At 69.7% G+C, this 17,219-nt stretch carries 10 protein-coding genes, 1 other RNA gene and 1 pseudogene; 8 read left to right on the forward strand and 4 right to left on the reverse strand.

The window, feature by feature from the left end; genetic code table 11:
• Nucleotides 1-26: 26 nt before the first annotated feature.
• Genes IPI43_01275 through IPI43_01295 form a run of 5 tightly spaced genes read left to right on the forward strand, consistent with a single transcriptional unit; the run spans nucleotide 27 to nucleotide 8,290 of the window.
• Complete coding sequence (locus IPI43_01275) at nucleotides 27-1,655, forward strand: acyl-CoA synthetase (protein ID MBK7772761.1); 1,629 nt, start codon at nucleotides 27-29, stop codon at nucleotides 1,653-1,655.
• Complete coding sequence (locus IPI43_01280) at nucleotides 1,652-2,236, forward strand: TetR family transcriptional regulator (protein ID MBK7772762.1); 585 nt, start codon at nucleotides 1,652-1,654, stop codon at nucleotides 2,234-2,236. The genes IPI43_01275 and IPI43_01280 overlap by 4 nt, the downstream gene beginning before the upstream one ends.
• 32 nt (nucleotides 2,237-2,268) lie before the next feature.
• Nucleotides 2,269-3,582 carry a L,D-transpeptidase gene (locus IPI43_01285; GenBank protein MBK7772763.1) on the forward strand — a complete coding sequence of 438 codons (1,314 nt, stop codon included), beginning with the start codon at nucleotides 2,269-2,271 and terminating at the stop codon, nucleotides 3,580-3,582.
• A 35-nt stretch (nucleotides 3,583-3,617) separates the two neighbouring features.
• The gene (locus IPI43_01290; protein MBK7772764.1) at nucleotides 3,618-5,765 is read left to right on the forward strand and encodes a protein kinase; all 2,148 of its coding nucleotides are present in this window, start codon (nucleotides 3,618-3,620) and stop codon (nucleotides 5,763-5,765) included.
• Complete coding sequence (locus IPI43_01295) at nucleotides 5,762-8,290, forward strand: mechanosensitive ion channel (GenBank protein MBK7772765.1); 2,529 nt, start codon at nucleotides 5,762-5,764, stop codon at nucleotides 8,288-8,290. The genes IPI43_01290 and IPI43_01295 overlap by 4 nt, the downstream gene beginning before the upstream one ends.
• Here IPI43_01295 and metH read toward each other — a convergent pair.
• Together metH and IPI43_01305 are read right to left on the reverse strand one after the other, a co-directional pair.
• Nucleotides 8,275-11,950: pseudogene (gene metH / locus IPI43_01300) on the reverse strand (methionine synthase). The gene IPI43_01295 and the pseudogene metH overlap by 16 nt on opposite strands.
• A gap of 10 nt (nucleotides 11,951-11,960) precedes the next feature.
• Nucleotides 11,961-12,926 carry a metalloregulator ArsR/SmtB family transcription factor gene (locus IPI43_01305; GenBank protein ID MBK7772766.1) on the reverse strand — a complete coding sequence of 322 codons (966 nt, stop codon included), beginning with the start codon at nucleotides 12,924-12,926 and terminating at the stop codon, nucleotides 11,961-11,963.
• A 129-nt stretch (nucleotides 12,927-13,055) separates the two neighbouring features.
• Between IPI43_01305 and IPI43_01310 the strand changes: the two genes are divergently transcribed.
• A complete protein-coding gene (locus IPI43_01310; protein ID MBK7772767.1) occupies nucleotides 13,056-14,117 on the forward strand; it encodes a GGDEF domain-containing protein in 1,062 nt (353 codons plus the stop codon).
• The gene (locus IPI43_01315; protein MBK7772768.1) at nucleotides 14,105-15,001 is read left to right on the forward strand and encodes an NAD-dependent epimerase/dehydratase family protein; all 897 of its coding nucleotides are present in this window, start codon (nucleotides 14,105-14,107) and stop codon (nucleotides 14,999-15,001) included. Before IPI43_01310 ends, IPI43_01315 begins: the two co-directional genes overlap by 13 nt.
• Here the strand turns inward: IPI43_01315 and IPI43_01320 are convergent.
• Entirely contained in the window at nucleotides 14,979-15,536 is a 558-nt protein-coding gene (locus IPI43_01320) for a hypothetical protein (protein ID MBK7772769.1), read from the reverse strand. The two genes, IPI43_01315 and IPI43_01320, sit on opposite strands and share 23 nt — an antisense overlap.
• Nucleotides 15,537-15,645: 109 nt before the next feature.
• On the opposite strand from IPI43_01320, the gene ssrS reads away from it, so the two are divergent.
• A non-coding RNA gene (gene ssrS / locus IPI43_01325) (6S RNA) lies at nucleotides 15,646-15,831 on the forward strand.
• A 95-nt stretch (nucleotides 15,832-15,926) separates the two neighbouring features.
• Here ssrS and IPI43_01330 read toward each other — a convergent pair.
• The gene (locus IPI43_01330) at nucleotides 15,927-17,213 is read right to left on the reverse strand and encodes a cyclic nucleotide-binding domain-containing protein (protein MBK7772770.1); all 1,287 of its coding nucleotides are present in this window, start codon (nucleotides 17,211-17,213) and stop codon (nucleotides 15,927-15,929) included.
• Nucleotides 17,214-17,219: the final 6 nt, after the last annotated feature.

The raw sequence follows: 17,219 nt of genomic DNA on the forward strand, positions 1-17,219 counted from the left end.
ACCGGAAGCCCGAGAGAGCAAGAGCCATGCAGTACAATATCGCCGACCTCATGGAGTCGATCGCGGACGTCTGTCCCGACCGCCCCGCGCTCGCCTCCGGTGACGTGCACCTGACCTTCGGGGAGCTGGACACGCGCGCCAACCGGCTGGCGCACTTCTTCACGTCGCGCGGGATCAAAGCCGGCGATCACGTGGGGCTCTTCCTCTTCAACGGGCATCAATACGTGGAGACGCTGCTGGCGCTGATGAAGATCCGCGCCGTCGGCATCAACATCAACTACCGCTTCGTGGCGCCCGAAGTGCGCTACATGATCGACAACGCGGACCTGCGCGGCATCGTGGCGCAGCGTCAGTTCCTGCCGATCATCGACAAGGCCAACGAGGGCATGCCGCCCATCCCGGCGCTCATCACCATCGAAGACGGCACCAACTTCGTGAGCTCGCAGGAGACCACCGACTACGAGGCCGCCATGGCCGCGGGCAGCCCCGAGCGCGGCTTCGCGGAACGTTCTGGCGACGACCTCTTCATCATCTACACGGGCGGCACCACCGGCATGCCCAAGGGCGTCATGTGGCGCCACGAAGACCTCTTCTTCTCGGGCCTTCAGGGCGGCGCGCCCAGCGGCGACCCGGTCGAGACCCCAGAAGAGGTGGCCCGCAACGCAGCCGAAGAGAACTACTGCGTGAGCATGCTGCCGTGCGCGCCATTCATCCACGGCGCGTCCCAGCTCACCGGCTTCATCTGCCTGCTGACGGGTGGCAAGCTCGTCATCCAGCCGGGCAAGAGCTTCGACCCGGAGCGCGTGCTCGACCTCATCGGCGAGGAAGAGGCCACCACACTGACCATCGTGGGCGACGCCATGGCCTACCCGCTGCTCGAGCAGCTGGAGCGCACGGACAAGAGCTTCGACGTCTCGCACCTGAGCGTCATCGCCTCCGCCGGCGCCATCCTCTCGCCCACCAACAAGGCCAAGCTCCAGGCGCTGCTGCCCGACGTGATGATCATCAACAGCTTCGGCAGCACGGAGTCCGGTGACCTCGGACGTGCCGCCGACGACGAGGAGAGCGTGGACGGGCGCCCCACGTTCTACATGGACGAGAGCGTGACCGTGCTCGACGAGATGCTGAACCCGATCGAGCCCGGCAGCGGCGTCATCGGGCGCCTGGCGCGCAGCGGTCGCTTGCCTCTCGGCTACTACAAGGACGAGGCGCAGACCAACGAGCGCTTCGTGACCGCCAACGGCAAGCGCTGGGTGGTCCCGGGCGACTTCGCCACCATCGAGGCCGACGGGCGCATCACCTTCATGGGCCGCGGCAGCAAGTGCATCAACACGGGGGGCGAGAAGGTCTTTCCGGAAGAGGTCGAGGAGGCCATCAAGGCGCACCCCGACGTCATCGACGCGCTGGTGGTGGGCGTGCCCGACCCGAAGTGGGGGTCCACCGTGGGCGCCGTGTTCAACACGAAGGGCAACAAGCCGCTGTCCAACGAAGACCTCCAGGCGCACTGCCGCCAGCACGTGGCGGGCTACAAGGTGCCGCGCGTGATCGTGCAGCGCCCCGTGGTGGAGCGCTTCCCGAGCGGCAAGCCCGACTACAACTGGGCCGAGGCCATCGCCAAGGAGGCGGCGGGCATCACGCCGCAAGGGCCGTCATGACCGAGCTCGACGAACGCGCGCAGCGCATCGTGGACACCGCCATCGAGCTGGCCGCTGCGGACGGGTTCGCGGCGGTTCGCCTGCGTGACGTGGCCGCCAGCGCGGGCGTGGCGCTCGGCACGCTCTACAAGCGCTTCGCCAGCAAAGAAGAGATCCTGGTGGCGGCGCTCGAGCAGGAGAGCGAGAAGCTGCTGGCGCGCCTGGGCAAGCGCCAGCCCGAGGGCACGGACCCAAACGAACGCGTGGGCAACCTGTTCGACAGCATGACGCGCGGCCTCACCCGCAAGCCCAACCTGGCGCGCGCGCTGATCCGCTCCATCGCCAGCGGCGACCCGCACGTGGCGTCCAAGGTCATCAGCTTCCACGCCATGATCACGGGGCTCACGGTGGCCACCATCCGCGGCGAGGCGGCGTCCGAGTGGCGCGGCGAGGCGAGCGAGGCTCAGCGCACGGCCGCCATGATCCTCCAGCACGTGTGGTTCGCGTCGCTGGTGGGCTGGGCCGGCGGACAGCACGACGTGCAGGCCACCATCGAGCAGGTCCGCGCGGCGGCCAAGATGCTGAACCTGAGCCAGGGTTGACTCCCGCGGCGACGGACGTCACGACCTGTCCCGTGAGTTTTCGTCACCGCATCGCGCTGCTCTCGCTCCTGCTCGGGGCCGTCACTTGCCTGCCATCGTGCGGCGGCAGTGAAGATGAGCCCGGAAACGGCGAGTTCGACCGCGAGGCCGTGCTGCCCGAGGCCCCGCCCGAGCCGCCGCCTCCCCCCGAAGAGACCATCGGGCTAGGCATCACCATGGAGGAGCGCACCTTCGTGCGGGTGGAGCCCGACGCCAACGCGCGCGCCATCGGCTTGATCCGCACCGGCGCGCGCTTCGAGGCCACTGCCCGCCGCGAGGTGGCCGGCAAGACGTGGTGGAAGCTGCGCGGGTCTGGCTGGGTCATCGACGACGAGGTGCGCGTTCGCGACGAGGAGCCCACGCTGAGCTTCACCCCGCGCCTGCCCAACCGCGAGTCGGGCATGCCCTACCCCATTGGGCGCGTGGTCGCGAGCGAGGGTGTGCCGGTGTTCCGCCGCCCGCCACGGCAGGGCCAGGACACGGGGCCCTTGACGTTGCGCACCCTGCAGGAGGGCTACTTCTTCACGGTCAACCGGATCATCAACATCTATCAGCAGGAGCTCTATCAGGGCACGCGCTACTGGTGGATCCCGCGCACCGGCACCACCACCGTGCGAGGCCCCGACTTCCGCGGGATCGAGGTGGACGAGAACACGGTCATCCCCTTCCTGTGGGTGACCGACCCCACCGCCCGAGTCTGCTCCGCCCCCCGCAGGCCGAACGCCGAGCCCCCCGGCTGCGAGGCCGTCGAGCGGCACTCCCGGCTGACCTACGCCGCCACTGAGCAGGCTGCCGGCCAGTGGTACCGGACGCGAGAGGGCAAGTACATCGCGTCCCTTCAGGTGTCTCGCGTGGAGCGCGTGGACCGGCCCGAGGGCATCTTTGCCAACGAGCGCTGGGTGCACGTGGACCTGCTCAACCAGTTCGCGGCGCTGTACGAGGGCGACCGCATGACGTACGTGACGCTGATCTCGTCAGGCGACGACGAGCACCCGACGCCCACGGGGCTCTTCCGAGTGGAGTCGAAGCACGTCTCGGCCACCATGGACAACGAGGACAACCTCTCCTCGGCGTTCTTCATCCAGGACGTCCCCTGGGTGGTCTACTTCCGTGGCTCGTACGCGCTGCACGGCGCCTTCTGGCACGACCGCTTCGGCCTCCGCACCAGCCACGGCTGCGTGAACCTGGCGCCGGACGACGCCCGCCGCTTCTTCAACTTCGTGGACTCTCCCGTGCTGGAAGAGCCCTTGCACGCCGTCTTCACCCCGCCTGGAACGCGCAGCACCGCCGTGTACGTGACACGCTGACCCCGAGCGCCCCGTGAGCGCCCGCGAATGGATGCATGCTGCTCGCAGACCGCTACCGCATCGAAGAGAAGCTGCTCGAGGACTCCCTCGGTCAGCTCTTTCGCGCGCATGACGAGCGCTACGACCGCCCGGTGACCGTGCGGTTGCTGAGCTTCGAGCAGTCGGACCAGCGGGAGGTGAAGCGCGAGCGTTGGGCGCGCGAGGCCCGCATCCTGGGAAGCGGGCGGCACCCTGGGCTGATCTCGGTGTACGACCTGGACGAACGCCATGACCCTCCCTACTGCGTGCTCGAGCCCCTCGAAGGCGAGCCCATGGCCAGCTGGCTGCTGCGGGGCCAGCTGCCCAAGCTGGCCGTCTGGCACGCGTGGATGCAGCGCCTGCTGGGCGCCCTCGGCGAGGTGCACGCGCAAGGCTTCCTGCACCGCAACCTGGGGCCCGAGTACCTCTTCCTGACCGAGAAGGGTGGCCTGAAGCTGCTGGGCCTCGGAGGAGCACGCACGGCCCGCGACGCCACGCTGAGCACGTTCACCATCACGGCCGGGCTCATCCCGCGCTACGGCGCACCCGAGCTGATCGAGAGCAGCCGGGCCGACACGCGCGCCGACCTCTACTCGGCCGGAGCCCTCGGCTTCCGCATGCTCACGGGCGTGGACGCCATCCCCATCGACGACACGCGCCCGCCGGGAGAGGCCATCAAGCTGGTGCAGCGCGGGACGCCGTACCGGGCTTCCCAGCTGCGGCCAGATTTGGGGCTGCCCTACGACTCGTTCTTCGAGCGCATGCTGAGCGTGGACCCGAGCGCGCGCCCCAACACCGCGGCCGAAGCGGGGGCGCTGCTGCGAGCACTGAGCCAGCTCCCGAGCGGGGCGGGGCGCAACGACGACGTGCGCCTGATTCGTCCGTCGGCCCCCGGCGACCAGGGAGACGTCCTCGCCAAGCTGGGCGACACCATCGCGGGCGCGCGCGTCATCGGCAAGCTGGGGGCGGGAGGCATGGGCGCCGTGTTGCTGGGCCGCGACGACCGGCGCCAGCGCAACGTGGCGCTCAAGATCGTGGGTGACCAGCAGCGCGGTGAGCGCAAGGACGCGCTGCTGGCCGAGGCCAAGGCGCTCACGCTGTTCTCGCACCCCAACGTGGTGCAGCTCTTCGGCGTGGAGACGCACCAGGGCAAGCCCGTGCTGGTGATGGAGTACGTGCCCGGCAAGACCGTGGAGGAGTACTTGCTGGCGCGGCGCAGCCCGGCGCCCCTGACGCTCACGCTCTCGGTGCTGGTGCAGGCCGCAACGGGCCTCGCCGCCGTGCACGAGCGCGGCTTGGTGCACGCGGACGTGAAGGCCAGCAACGTGCTGATCGGGCCTGCTGGGCGTGTGTGCATCGCCGACTTCGGGCTGGTCACACCCGTCACGGCGTTCGTCCCCGGCCCCGTCGCGCGCGTGGCGGGCACGCCCGAGTACTTGGCACCGGAGCGGGCCACGGGTGCGCTCCACCCCACGCTGGCGCCCCGCATGGACGTATACTCGCTGGGCGTCATGGCCTTCGAGATGCTCACCTTTCGTCGGCTCTTCGCCACGGACTCCCCGCTCGCCCAGATCGAGGCGCACCGCAACGCGCCCACGCCGCGCCTGCGCACCTTCCGCCCGGACCTGAGCGCGGAGCTGGAAGCCGTGCTGCTGCACGCGCTCGAGAAGGACCCGGTGGCGCGCACTCCGTCGTGCACCGCGTTCCGCAGCGAGCTGCTGGCCGCCGCCGAGCTGACGCTGCCGCCGCGCAGCGGTGCGGGCGCGCGGGTGTTGCTGGTGAGCCACGATGAAGGCCTGCTGGCCACGCTCAGCGCCCTCGTGGACACGGGCCTCGCCCCGGTGAAGGTGACGCGCGCGACCAGCGGGGAGCAGGCCCGTCAGGCCCTCGAGGCGGAAGCCGACACAGACATGGTGCTGCTCGACCTGGACCTGCCCGACACCAGCGCCGTCTCGCTGAGCGCGTGGATGCGCGCCTCGCTGCCGCGTTCGCCACGCCTGATGGCGCTGGTGGCCGAAGACGGCCACCCCGACTGGCAAATGCTGCAGGCCCTTGGCGTGAGCGGCTTCGCGCTCAAGCCCCCTGCCGCGGACGTGCTGCTCTTCAGCATGCGACGCGTGCTGGCCGACGCTCAGCGCGAGCGCGACGCAGAGGCGGTGTCGTGACGCGCTCGCCCGTCTGCGGGCCGCTGGCCGCTGCGCTGCTCGGGCTGTTGGCGGTGCTCGCCAGCGCGGTTCCCCGTGCGAACGCTCAGGGTGACGCCGACGCCGGTGTGGACGTGCCGGCCGTCGTCCCGTTCGCCGCGTCCGAGATCGCCAGCGCCACCAACGACACCAGCGCCGCCCTCGCCGCGCTCGAGCTGTCGCTCGCACCCAGCCGCGAGATGAAGGCCATCGAGGCCGCGTTGCCGGGCCTCGAGGAGCGCGTGTCCGAGCAGGCCGAGTCTCCCGCCGGTCGCCTCGGCCTGCGCGAGCTCGACGAGGCGCGCCAGACGTGGCTGGCCACGCAGTCGGACCTCGAGCACTACCAGTCGGCCCTCGAGGAGCGCGCGGCCCGGCTCGAAGAGGTGGCCCGCGAGCTCGAAGACATGCGCGCTCGCTGGCAGGCGACGCGCGACGTGGACCCCACGCTGCCGGACGCCGCGCTCGAGCAGGCGCGGCGCGCGCTGCGTGACGTCGCGAGGACCCGCCGCAAGGTGGAGGAGAGCCTGGCCAAGACGCTCCAGGTGCAGCGCAACGTGGCGCGCGTGCAGCTGGTGGTCACGGGCGTGCTCAACCGCATCGAGGGCGCCGAGTCCGACCTGCGTGGACAGCTCACGCAGCGCACCCGTGGGTTCATCTATCCCCACATGCCGCGCGCCGAGGACGAGCACGCCTTCGTCGGGCCGCGTGGTGCACAGGCATCCATCGCGCGCTTCGTTCGACAGAGCGGCGAGCGCCTGCCGTTCCAATTGGTGCTCTTCGTACTGCTCTTCGCGGCGGGTCGCTACGCTGCGGGCCACGCCACGGGCAGCGCCGCCCCCAGCGTGCGGCGCCCCTTCGTCACCGCGCTGTTCATGACCCTGGTCGCAACGCGCGTGCTGCACCCGTATGCGCCGGCGTTCGTGCGCGACCTGGTGCTGCTAGGCACGGTCGGCACGCTCGCGGGCGTGCTCCGTACGCGTGCGCAGCGGCGGGTGCTCGCCTACGCCCTGCCCTTCGTCGTCATCGACGCGCTGCGAGTGCTCTCCCACGAGGCCTCGCACTGGCATCGCGTCACGCTTCTGCTCGCCAGCCTGGCGGGCTGCTTGCCGCTCGTAGCCGTGCTGCGCGAGTCCCGTCCGCTGCCCACCACGGCATCCCCCGACCTCGCCCCGCTCGCCTCGGGTGCCGACGAGGGCACGGACTGGCTGCGGGGCCGCAACGCCCGCTGGTTGTGCACCATGGCGCTGGGCACGCTGCTGGTCGCGGTCGGCTCCAACGCCCTGGGCTACATCACCCTGGCGCAGCTGCTGAGCGAGGGGACGCTGGCCACGGTGTACCTGAGCGGCACGCTAGCCGTGCTGGCCGAGGCGCTGGACGCCTTCCTGGAGGTGCTCATCCGCACCCCGGCAGCCGTGCGCCTGCGCTCGCTGCAGTCCCGCCCCGAGGTGGTCCTCGCGTCGTTCCAGAAGCTCGTCCACGTCACCTGCTGGTTCGTGTGGGGCGTGCTCACGCTCGAGGAGTTCCGGCTGCTCGAGCCCGTCCGCGAGGTGCTGATCTCCACCGTCGAGGCGAGCTTCAGCGTGGGCGAAGTCACGCTCTCGCTCGGGCGGATCGGCACGTTCGTGCTCGCGCTGCTGCTCGCCTACTGGGCCAGTCGCTTCGCCGGGTTCTTGTTGGATGAAGACGTGCTGCCGCGCATGAACCTGGGGCGCGGCGTGGCGCCCACCGTCTCCATGCTGAGCCGGTACACCATCATCGGCCTTGGCATCGTGCTCGCCGTCGCAGCAGCCGGAGTGCACCTCTCGAACCTCACGTTCATCATGGGCGCGCTGGGCGTGGGCATCGGCTTTGGCCTGCAGACCGTGGTGAACAACTTCGTGTCCGGGCTGATCCTGATCTTCGAGCGTCCCGTGAAGATCGGGGACGTCATCGAGGTGGGCGATCAGGTGGGGGAGGTCACCAGCATCGGCATCCGCGCCAGCACGGTGCGCACGTACCAAGGGGCCGAAGTCATCGTGCCCAACGCGCAGCTCATCTCGAACGAGGTGGTGAACTGGACGGCGAGCGACCGAAACCGACGCGTGGACGTGGACGTGGGCGTGGCCTACGGGACTGACCTGCGCCACGCGGTGAACGTGCTGACCGAGGCCGCGGCGGGGTTGGAGGAGGCGCTCGAATTCCCAGCGCCGAAGACGGTCTTCGTGAGCTTCGGGGACAGCGCGGTGAACCTCAGCGTGCGCATGTGGATCTGGGAGCACAACGAGTGGCTCAACGCCAAAACCGCGCTGGCCGCCACCGTGGCAGCCACGCTTCAGCGCGAAGGCATCGAGATCCCCTTCCCGCAGCAGGTGGTGCACCGGGCGCCCGAGAAGCAGCCTGCTGCCGGCCCAGCCACGCGGCCGCAGGCTGCCAACCCCGCCATCCCCGGAGACCCTTCACCAGGGGACATCGACGACGACGACAACGGCGGCGTGGAGCCGCCGGAGCCTCCTCAGTCCGCGTCGTAGGCCAGGCTCGGTGCCAGCCAGCGCTCCACGTGGCTCAGCGTCTCGCCCTTGCGCGCGGCGTAGTCGCGCACCTGGTCACGGTCGATCTGACCAATGGGGAAGTACCGCGCCTCGGGGTGCGCCAGGTAGATGCCGCTCACGCTCGACGCGGGCATCATGGCGAAGTGCTCGGTGAGCGTGACGCCAGCGCGCTCCGCTTCCAGCAGGGTGAAGAGCTTGCTCTTCTCGGTGTGGTCCGGGCAGGCCGGGTAGCCGAACGCGGGGCGGATGCCGCGGTAGCGCTCCTCGATCAGGTCCTCCGACGTGAGCGACTCGTCCACGCCGTAGCCCCAGTCGCGCCGCGCGCGGGCGTGCAGGTACTCGGCGCCAGCCTCGGCCAGGCGGTCGGCCAGGGCCTTCACCATGATGGCGTTGTAGTCGTCGAGCGCCGCTTCGTAGCGGGCGGCCAGCTTCTCCACGCCGATGCCCGCCGTGATGGCGAACGCGCCCACGTGATCGGCGACCCCGCTCCCCACGGGCGCGATGTAGTCGGCCAGTGAAAGGTAGGGCTGCCCCGTGGGCTTCTCGGCCTGCTGGCGCAGCATGTTGAAGCGCAGGCGCTCCGCCGTGCGGGTCTCGTCGGTGTAGACCACGATGTCGTCGCCGTCCGAGTTGGCCGGCCAGAAGCCGTAGGCCGCGCTGGCCTTGAGCGAGCCGTCGCGGATGATCTCGGCCAACAAGCGCTGACCGTTCTCGTAGAGGTCGCGCGCCGCCTCGCCGTGCTGCGCGTGCTCGAGGATCTTGGGGAAGCGGCCCTTCAGGTCCCAAGCCGCGAAGAAGAACGTCCAGTCGATGTAGGGGACGATGTCGGTGAGCGGAATGTCCTCGAGGATGCGCAGCCCCGTGAAGCTGGGCGTCGGCACCGTGGTGGCGTCGAAGGTCAGCTGCGGGCGCAGCTCGCGGGCCACTGGAAGCGCCACGCGGGGCCGGTTGCGGCGCTCGGCGAAGAGGCCGCGCGTGTTCTCCTGGTCGCGCTTCACCTCGGCCACGTAGTCGGCCGAGCCAGCGGCATCCAGCACGTGGCTGACCACCCGCACCACGCGACTCGCGTCGATCACGTGGATGACCGGGCCATCGTACTGCGGCGCGATCTTCACCGCCGTGTGCTGCTTGCTGGTGGTGGCCCCGCCGATCAACAGCGGCAGCGTGAAGCCTCGCCGCTTCATCTCCTTGGCCACGTGCACCATCTCGTCGAGCGAGGGCGTGATGAGCCCCGAGAGCCCGATCGCGTCCACCTTCTCGGCCTCCGCGCGCCGCAGGATCTCGTCGGCCGCCACCATGACCCCGAGGTCGATCACCTCGTAGTTGTTGCAGCCGAGCACCACGCCCACGATGTTCTTGCCGATGTCGTGCACGTCGCCCTTCACGGTGGCCATCAGGATCTTGCCGCGCGCCTGCTGCCCGCTGCCTTCCTTCTCCGCGTCCATGAACGGCTCGAGGTAGGCCACGGCGCGCTTCATGACGCGCGCGCTCTTGACCACCTGCGGGAGGAACATCTTGCCCGCTGCCGAAGAGGTCGCCCACCACGGCCATGCCGTCCATCAGCGGCCCCTCGATGACGTCGAGCGGCTTCGCCAGCTGCGAGCGCGCCTCCTCGGTGTCCACCTCGATGAAGTCCGTGATGCCCTTCACCAGGGCATGGCGCAGTCGGTCGCGCACGTCGGCGTCGCGCCAGGCCAGGTCTTCCACCTGCGTCTTGCCGGCGCCCTTCACCGTCTCGGCCAGCGTGACCAGACGCTCGGTGGCGTCCGGGCGGCGGTCGAACAGCACGTCCTCCACGGCGTCGCGCAGCTCCTTCGGGATCTCTTCGTAGACCTCGAGCTGGCCCGCGTTGACGATGCCCATGTCCATGCCCGCCGCGATGGCGCGGTAGAGGAACGCCGAGTGCATGGCCTCGCGCACCTTGTCGTTGCCGCGGAACGAGAAGCTCAGGTTGGAGATGCCGCCGCTGATGCGCGCACCGGGGCACACCTGCTTGATCTGCTTGGTGGCCTCGATGAAGTCGATGGCGTAGCGGTTGTGCTCCTCGATGCCCGTGGCCACGGCGAACACGTTGGGGTCGAAGATGATGTCCTCGGGCGCGAAGCCCACCTGCTCCACCAGGATGCGGTAGGCGCGCTGGCAGATGCTCACGCGGCGCTCCACCGTGTCGGCCTGGCCGGCCTCGTCGAAGGCCATGACCACCGCCGCCGCGCCGTACTGCCGCACCTTGTGCGCCTTGTCGATGAAGTCGGCCTCGCCCTCCTTCATGGAGATGGAGTTCACGATGGCCTTGCCCTGCACGCACTTGAGGCCCGCCTCGATGACGCTCCACTTGGAGCTATCCACCATGATGGGCACGCGCGCGATCTCGGGCTCCACGGCCAGCAGGTTCAGGAAGCGCGTCATGGCCGCCTCCGAGTCCAGCATGCCCTCGTCCATGTTGACGTCCAGGATGTTGGCGCCGCCGCGCACCTGCTGGAGCGCCACGGTCACGGCCTCGTCGTAGTTGCCCTCCTTGATCAGGCGGGCGAACTTCTTGCTGCCGGTGATGTTGGTGCGCTCACCCACCATCTGGAAGCCAGAGTCCTTGGTCAGCACCAGCGGCTCGAGCCCGCTGTAGCGCGCGTTGTGGCTCACCGGGGACGGCTTGCGCGGGCGCACGTGCTTGGTGGCGTCCACGATCGCAGCGATGTGGTCGGGGGTGGTGCCGCAGCAGCCGCCCAGTACGTTCACGAGGCCCTCCTCCGCGAACTCGCGCATGAACCTGGCCATCTCGCGTGGGCTCTGGTCGTACTCGCCCATGGCGTTGGGCAGGCCGGCGTTCGGGTACGCGCTCAAGTACGTGGTGGCCACCGTCGACAGGTTCTGCACGAACGGGCGCATCTGCTCGGCGCCGAGGCCGCAGTTGATGCCAATGGTGAGCGGCTGCACGTGCTCCATGGAGGTCCAGAAGGCCTCGATGTTCTGGCCGGACATGGTGCGCCCGCTGTTGTCGATGATGGTCACCGAGACCAGCACGGGCACGCGCACGCCACGCTCGCGGAAGACGTCGTCGATGGCCGCCGTGGCCGCTTTGGCGTTCAGCGTGTCGAAGATGGTCTCCACCAGCAGCACGTCGGAGCCGCCGTCCAGCAGGCCGCGCGTCTGCTCGGCGTAGGCCGCGCGCATCTCGTCGAAGGTCACCGCGCGGAAGCCCGGGTCGTTCACGTCGGGCGACAGGCTGAGCGTCCGGTTGGTGGGCCCGAGGGTGCCGGCCACGATGCGCGGCTTGTCCTTGGTGCTGTACTTGTCGGCCGCCTCGCGAGCCAGCTTGGCCGACGCGACGTTCAGCTCGTAGACCAGGTGCTCCATGGCGTAGTCCGCCTGGGAGATGCGGTTCGCGTTGAACGAGTTGGTCTCGAGGATGTCCGCGCCGGCGGCCAGGTACTGCTCGTGCACGCCGCGGATCACGTCGGGCCGCGTGAGCACCAGGAGGTCCGTGTTGCCCTTCAGGTCGCTCGGGTGGGCCTGGAAGCGCTCGCCGCGGTAGTCGGCCTCCACGAGGCCGTGGCGCTGCACCATCGTCCCCATGGCCCCGTCGATGTAGAGCAGACGCTCTTCGAGGAGGGCACGGAGTTGGTCATGGAGGGAGCTGGTCATGGGGTGTGGCTCACTTTGTCGCGATCGCGGTCAGGACTTGAAAATGGGGAGCACGGCGCTCGCGCGACGTGATCTCGCAGAATTGTGGCGTCATGCCAGCACGCTTCAGCAGGCGGAGGAGCGCGCTGGGCTGTAAGCCTGCGTTGACGTGGCCATAGCGGGCCGTCAGCTCGGCGTGCGGATGCTCCAGCAAGGTGGCCACCACCACCCGGCCGCCGGGACGCAGCACCCGCGCAGCCTCGCGCAGCGCCACCACGGGCTCCGTGGAGTAGCCCAGCACGTGCAGCAGCAGCGCCACGTCCACGGACGCGTCCCCGAGCGGCAGGGCGTGCATGTCGCCCACCTCGAAGCGCACCCGCTGAGCCACCAGGGAGTCTGCCCCGGAGCCGAGCACGCGCCTCGCCGCCGCCTCGATGACCTTCGGGCTCACGTCGATGCCCACGTAGCGGACGCAGCGCCCCTCGAGCAGGGCGGCCAAATGCCCGTCGCCGCAGCCCACGTCCAGCACGTCGCCCAGGCTCAGCAGGCCGAAGAGCGCGTTGCCCAGGGCCTCCCAGGTGCGCCCGGGGGAGTAGTGGCGCTCCATCTCCCCGGCGATGCTCTCCGGCCAGGTCTCACCCCCCGCGCGCGCCGCGAGCGCCTCGGCCAGCCGCCGCCGGTCGCCGTCCAGCACGGAGTCGCGCAGGCGCTCCGAGAAGACGCCCAGCAGCGCGCGGCCCTCGGGGGGCAGCTGCTCATCGTCCACGCGATACAGGTTGGACGCGCCGCGCGCCCGCGCCGAGAGGAGCCCGCCCTCGCGCAGCCGGGCGAGGTGACCCGAGACGCGGCTCTGGGCCAGCTCGGTGACACGGCAAATCTCGGCCACCGAGAGCTCGGCCTCCGACAAGAGCCACAGCAGGCGCACGCGCGTCTCGTCCCCGAACAGCGCAAACAGACCGGCGGCTCGCTCCAGGCTGAGCGGCTCCGAGTCTTTCATCGCTTCATTCGGATGAACTGATGCCATGGGAGTTCGGGTTTAGCGGAGGAGTTCTGGGCTGTCAACGGCGGGCCGCGGAGGCTATCCTGCCGCGCCCACCGCCGCTGATAGCCACAGCAGCGAGTAAGCATGTCGAACAAGCTCCTCTTCAACGCCGCCACGTCGCGCTTCCTGCTCGCGGTCTACGTGTTCCTGCTGCTGCCGGACCTGCACCCGGGCTTGGAAGCGAAGCGTCCTCTGGTGGCGGTCTACGTGGCGGTGGTGGCGGTGGAGCAGTGGATGATCTGGCGCGGCCGCGGCGGCCTGCTGCGCCCCATCCTGGGCGGCATGTTCGATCTGGTGTTCATCACGGCCCTGGTGCACTGGGTGGGCAGCGTCACCACCGTGCTGGTCGCCCTCTACTTCTTTGCGTCCATCGTGAACACGCTCGTGGTGGGCAGCCGCATCGGCATGGTGCTGACGTTCTTCGGCGCCATGCTGTACACCGGCGTGGTCATGCTCGCCGCCACCGGCGTCATCGCCTACGGGCCCCACGCCCCCGCGGGGCTGATCGCCGCGCCGCCCACGTTGGTGCAAGGCATCCTCGCCTCGTCCACCGCGGCCGTGCTGCTCACCGTCTCGAACCTCATCGTGGGCATGTTGGTGAGCACCAACCGGGCGCGCGAGCACGCGCTGCTGGATGCCAACGCGCGCCTCGAGACGCTCAGCTCGCGGGACCCGCTGACCTCGCTGCTCAATCGACGCGCCCTAGTCGACCAACTGAACGTGGAGATCGACGCGCTGACCGCCAAACGACCGCTGGCGCTGGCCATGCTGGACCTCGACAAGTTCAAGCGCATCAACGACGAACGCGGCCACGCCGACGGGGACGCCCTCTTGGTGCTCATCGCAGCCGCCATCCAGCAGAGCGCGCGGGACACGGACGTGGTGGCGCGCTTCGGTGGCGACGAATTCTTGGTGCTGTACCCGCGCTGCAGCATCGAAGACGCGCGCGTGGGCGCGGAGCGGGTGGTGGCGGCGGTGGAGCGGATTGGCCTGGAGTTCGACCCGGAGCGGCCGGTGACCGTGAGCGTGGGCCTCGCGGCCGCCAAGGCCGGAGACACCGCGGTCAAGCTGCTGCGCCGTGCAGACGAAGCGGCCTATGACGCGAAGCGCCAGGGCGGAAACAGGGTGATCGAGTGCGAGTCCTGATCGCCGGTTGCGGATACGTCGGCAGCGCGCTCGCATGCCGCCTCGTGGACGGCGGACACACCGTCTACGGCCTGCGGCGAAACGTGGCGGCGCTGCCTCCGGGCGTGCTGGGCGTGGCGGCCGACCTGAGCGACCCAGAAACGCTGGTGGGCCTGCCTGCGGTGGATGCGCTGGTCTATGCGGCCGCCGCCGACGGCCGAACGCGCGAGAGCTATGAGACGGCCTACGTGCGTGGCCTCGAGAACGTGCTGCTGGCGCTCGACGGGTCCACGCTGCTGCGCTCTGTCCTGACCAGCAGCACGGCGGTGTACTCACAGGAAGACGGCTCGACCGTGGATGAGGAGTCGCCCACCGAGCCAACGGGCTTCTCGGGCGAGCTCCTGCTGCAGTCGGAGCGCCTGTTCCGGGAGCGGCTGGGCGCACGCGGCGTGGTCCTGCGGTTGGCGGGCATCTACGGCCCCAGCCGCACCCGCTTGGTGCGCACGGTGGCCGACGGATCTGCTGCGGCCCCCGAGCCGCGCTTCACGAACCGCATCCACCTCGCAGACTGCGCAGGCGCGCTCGCCCACCTGCTGAGCCTCGAGGCCCCCGAGCCCGTGTACGTGGGCGTGGACCATGATCCGGCGGAGCTGGGCGACGTCATGGCGTTCATCGCGGCGCACATCGGTGTGCCATGGCCACCCGCACCCGCACCCGTCGCAGCGCCATCAGCAGATCGTGCGCGCGTCACGCGGCGCGCCGAGGGCAACAACAAGCGCTGCTCGAACGCGCGCCTGCTGCGCTCCGGGTACCGCTTCGAGGTCCCCACGTTCCGTGAGGGCTACCCCGCCATCTGCGACGAGTTCCTGGCGGAGCGTGCCGCTAGTCTGCGCGGCGATAGCTGAGCGTGTACTCGAGCTCGTGCGGCAGCCGCTCGGCTGCGATGCGCACCTCCACGGCCAAGCGCGCTCCGTCGGCGGACAGCTGGAAGCGGTTCTGGCGGGTGCCGCTGCGCGTGTGCAGCACCTGAATCAAGCTGCGGCCGAACAGCTGCTGCCGCACCGCGGCGCGCACGCCGGTGGGCGTGGACGTGCGCACGGCCTCGCCACTGCGTGGGCTGACCACTTGGTGGTCGTCGAGCGCGACGCTGATCTCGTTGGCGCTCACCTCGAGGTTGAGGGCGGCATAGGGCGTGGACGCTTCGAGCAGCCGCGCCCGCGCGAGGTTGCGCGACACCACGTTCAGCGAGGACACGACCTCGTCGATGGCCGCCACCACGCGGCGCCGCTCTGCGTCACCGCCCACGAACACGTAGAGCCCATTCCAGGCCGCCGCCGCCGACGCGGCGTGTGCACGAGGCGCGCTCCACAGCGGCTCGGCTAGGAGCGGTGCCACGCCCATGCTGAGCGCCATGGCGAGAGTGAGCGTCTTGAACAGCACCGAGTCAGCATAGCGTCCGGGTTCGAGCGTGGAAACCCCTGGTGCGCAACTCTCTACGCACGTGAGAGGGATGTGCACGAGCCGTGGGCCCCTGCTATCCTGAGGTCGAATCCCTCTGGGGGGCTCGTTGAAACGGAGAAAGAATCCCTGACTCATGTCGAACCGGGGGCCTGAGCGTGAGCCGTGTGCCGGCCCGACGATCCTCATCGGGAAGCCTGACGCTCACGATACCGGCTCCCACCTGCTCGTAGCAGGGGTTCGACTCCATTATCCCAACGGCTTTTTCGGTACGGATTCATTATGAGGCCCACTGCGTCGCAGTGGGCCTCGCCAATTCCAGGGTCCCGCTGCATCGCAGTGGGTCTCGCCGGTTGACCACCGCGCAGGGGCTCAGCTGCCGTGGAAGAGCGTGGGGCGACCGGAGTCCACGCCATCACCGCCCGCCGCCCGCTCGCCCGTGTCGTAGAACGAATAGATGTCGTCGAGGCGGGTGCTGAGCGCGCACGCCAGCGCACGGAAGAAGTGCGCCGAGAGCGTGGGATGCTCGGTGAGCAGCGCGCTGAGCGCGCCCCGCTCGCAGGCCAGCGTCCGACACGCAGTGGCCGCGACCACGGACGCCGCGCGCGGGCGGTCGTTGAGCAGCGCCATCTCGCCGAAGTGGGCTCCACGACCCAGCGTTGCCACCTTCTCGCTGCCTCGACGCACCTCCGCGGTGCCATCCAGCAACACGAACATGCCGGCCCCCACCTCGCCCTCCACGGTGATGAACGCGCCAGGGGGATACGGCTGCTCGCGAAACACCTGACGCAGGAGCATGACCTCCTGCACGGAGAGCCCCTCCATGAGGTGGATGCCGCGCAGCGTGTCGAGCGTGAGCAGCACCTCTTGGCGCTCGGCGACCGGTGCGCCCTTCTCCACCGGCGGCGCGGTGGCCAGCACGCAGATGACGCTGATGTTGTCCGAGCCGCCCCGCGCATTGGCCGCCGTGATGAGCGTGCGCGTGAAGTCCTTGGGCGCGCGACCGCCCCGCAGCTTCATGAGCTCCTCGGCGCTCTCCACGTACTGCGAGAGACCATCGGAGCAGAGCACCATCAGGTCGCCGGGCACCACATCGAACACCAGCGTGTCCACCTGCACCGTGTCGCGCGTGCCCACGCAGCGCATGAGCACGTTGCCGTGCGAGGACGCCGCCGCCTGCTCGGCGGTCATGGCACCGCGCCGCACCGCTTCGGCCGTGAACGTGTGGTCGTGGGAGAGCTGCACGGCGGTCTCCTCGCGCAGCAGGTGAAGCTGGCTGTCGCCGACGTGGCCCATGACGCCGAAGCGCCCCGCCAGGAGCAGCACGGTGCACGTGGTCCCCATCCCACGCTTGCGCGCATCGGCCACCGACGCGTCGTAGACCTCTCGGCTCGCGGTCTCGATGGCGTGGCGAAGCAGCTCGGCGAGCGCGTTGGGTGGCGCCACCCCGGCGGACAGCGCCTCCACCATGCCACGTTGGCTCTGCACCACGCGCTTGATGCAGTCCGCCGTCATGCGCGAGGCCACCTCGCCGCAGGCGTGGCCCCCCATCCCGTCGCACACCACGAAGAGGCCCAGCTCCTCGTCTTGCAGGACGTAGTCTTCGTTGTGTTCGCGCTCGAGCCCGACGTCCGTGCCGGCATACGCTTGGAAACTCACTCGTAC

The sequence above is a fragment of the Sandaracinaceae bacterium genome (genome assembly GCA_016706685.1).
Lineage (GTDB): Bacteria > Myxococcota_A > Polyangia > Polyangiales > Houyiibacteriaceae > JADJJE01.

Coding starts and splice junctions, on each gene's coding strand:
- IPI43_01310 (MBK7772767.1), top strand. CDS start 13,056: ATGTCGAACAAGCTCCTCTTCAACGCCGCCACGTCGCGCTTCCTGCTC.
- IPI43_01305 (MBK7772766.1), bottom strand. CDS start 12,926: ATGAAAGACTCGGAGCCGCTCAGCCTGGAGCGAGCCGCCGGTCTGTTT.
- IPI43_01290 (MBK7772764.1), top strand. CDS start 3,618: ATGCTGCTCGCAGACCGCTACCGCATCGAAGAGAAGCTGCTCGAGGAC.
- IPI43_01280 (MBK7772762.1), top strand. CDS start 1,652: ATGACCGAGCTCGACGAACGCGCGCAGCGCATCGTGGACACCGCCATC.
- IPI43_01275 (MBK7772761.1), top strand. CDS start 27: ATGCAGTACAATATCGCCGACCTCATGGAGTCGATCGCGGACGTCTGT.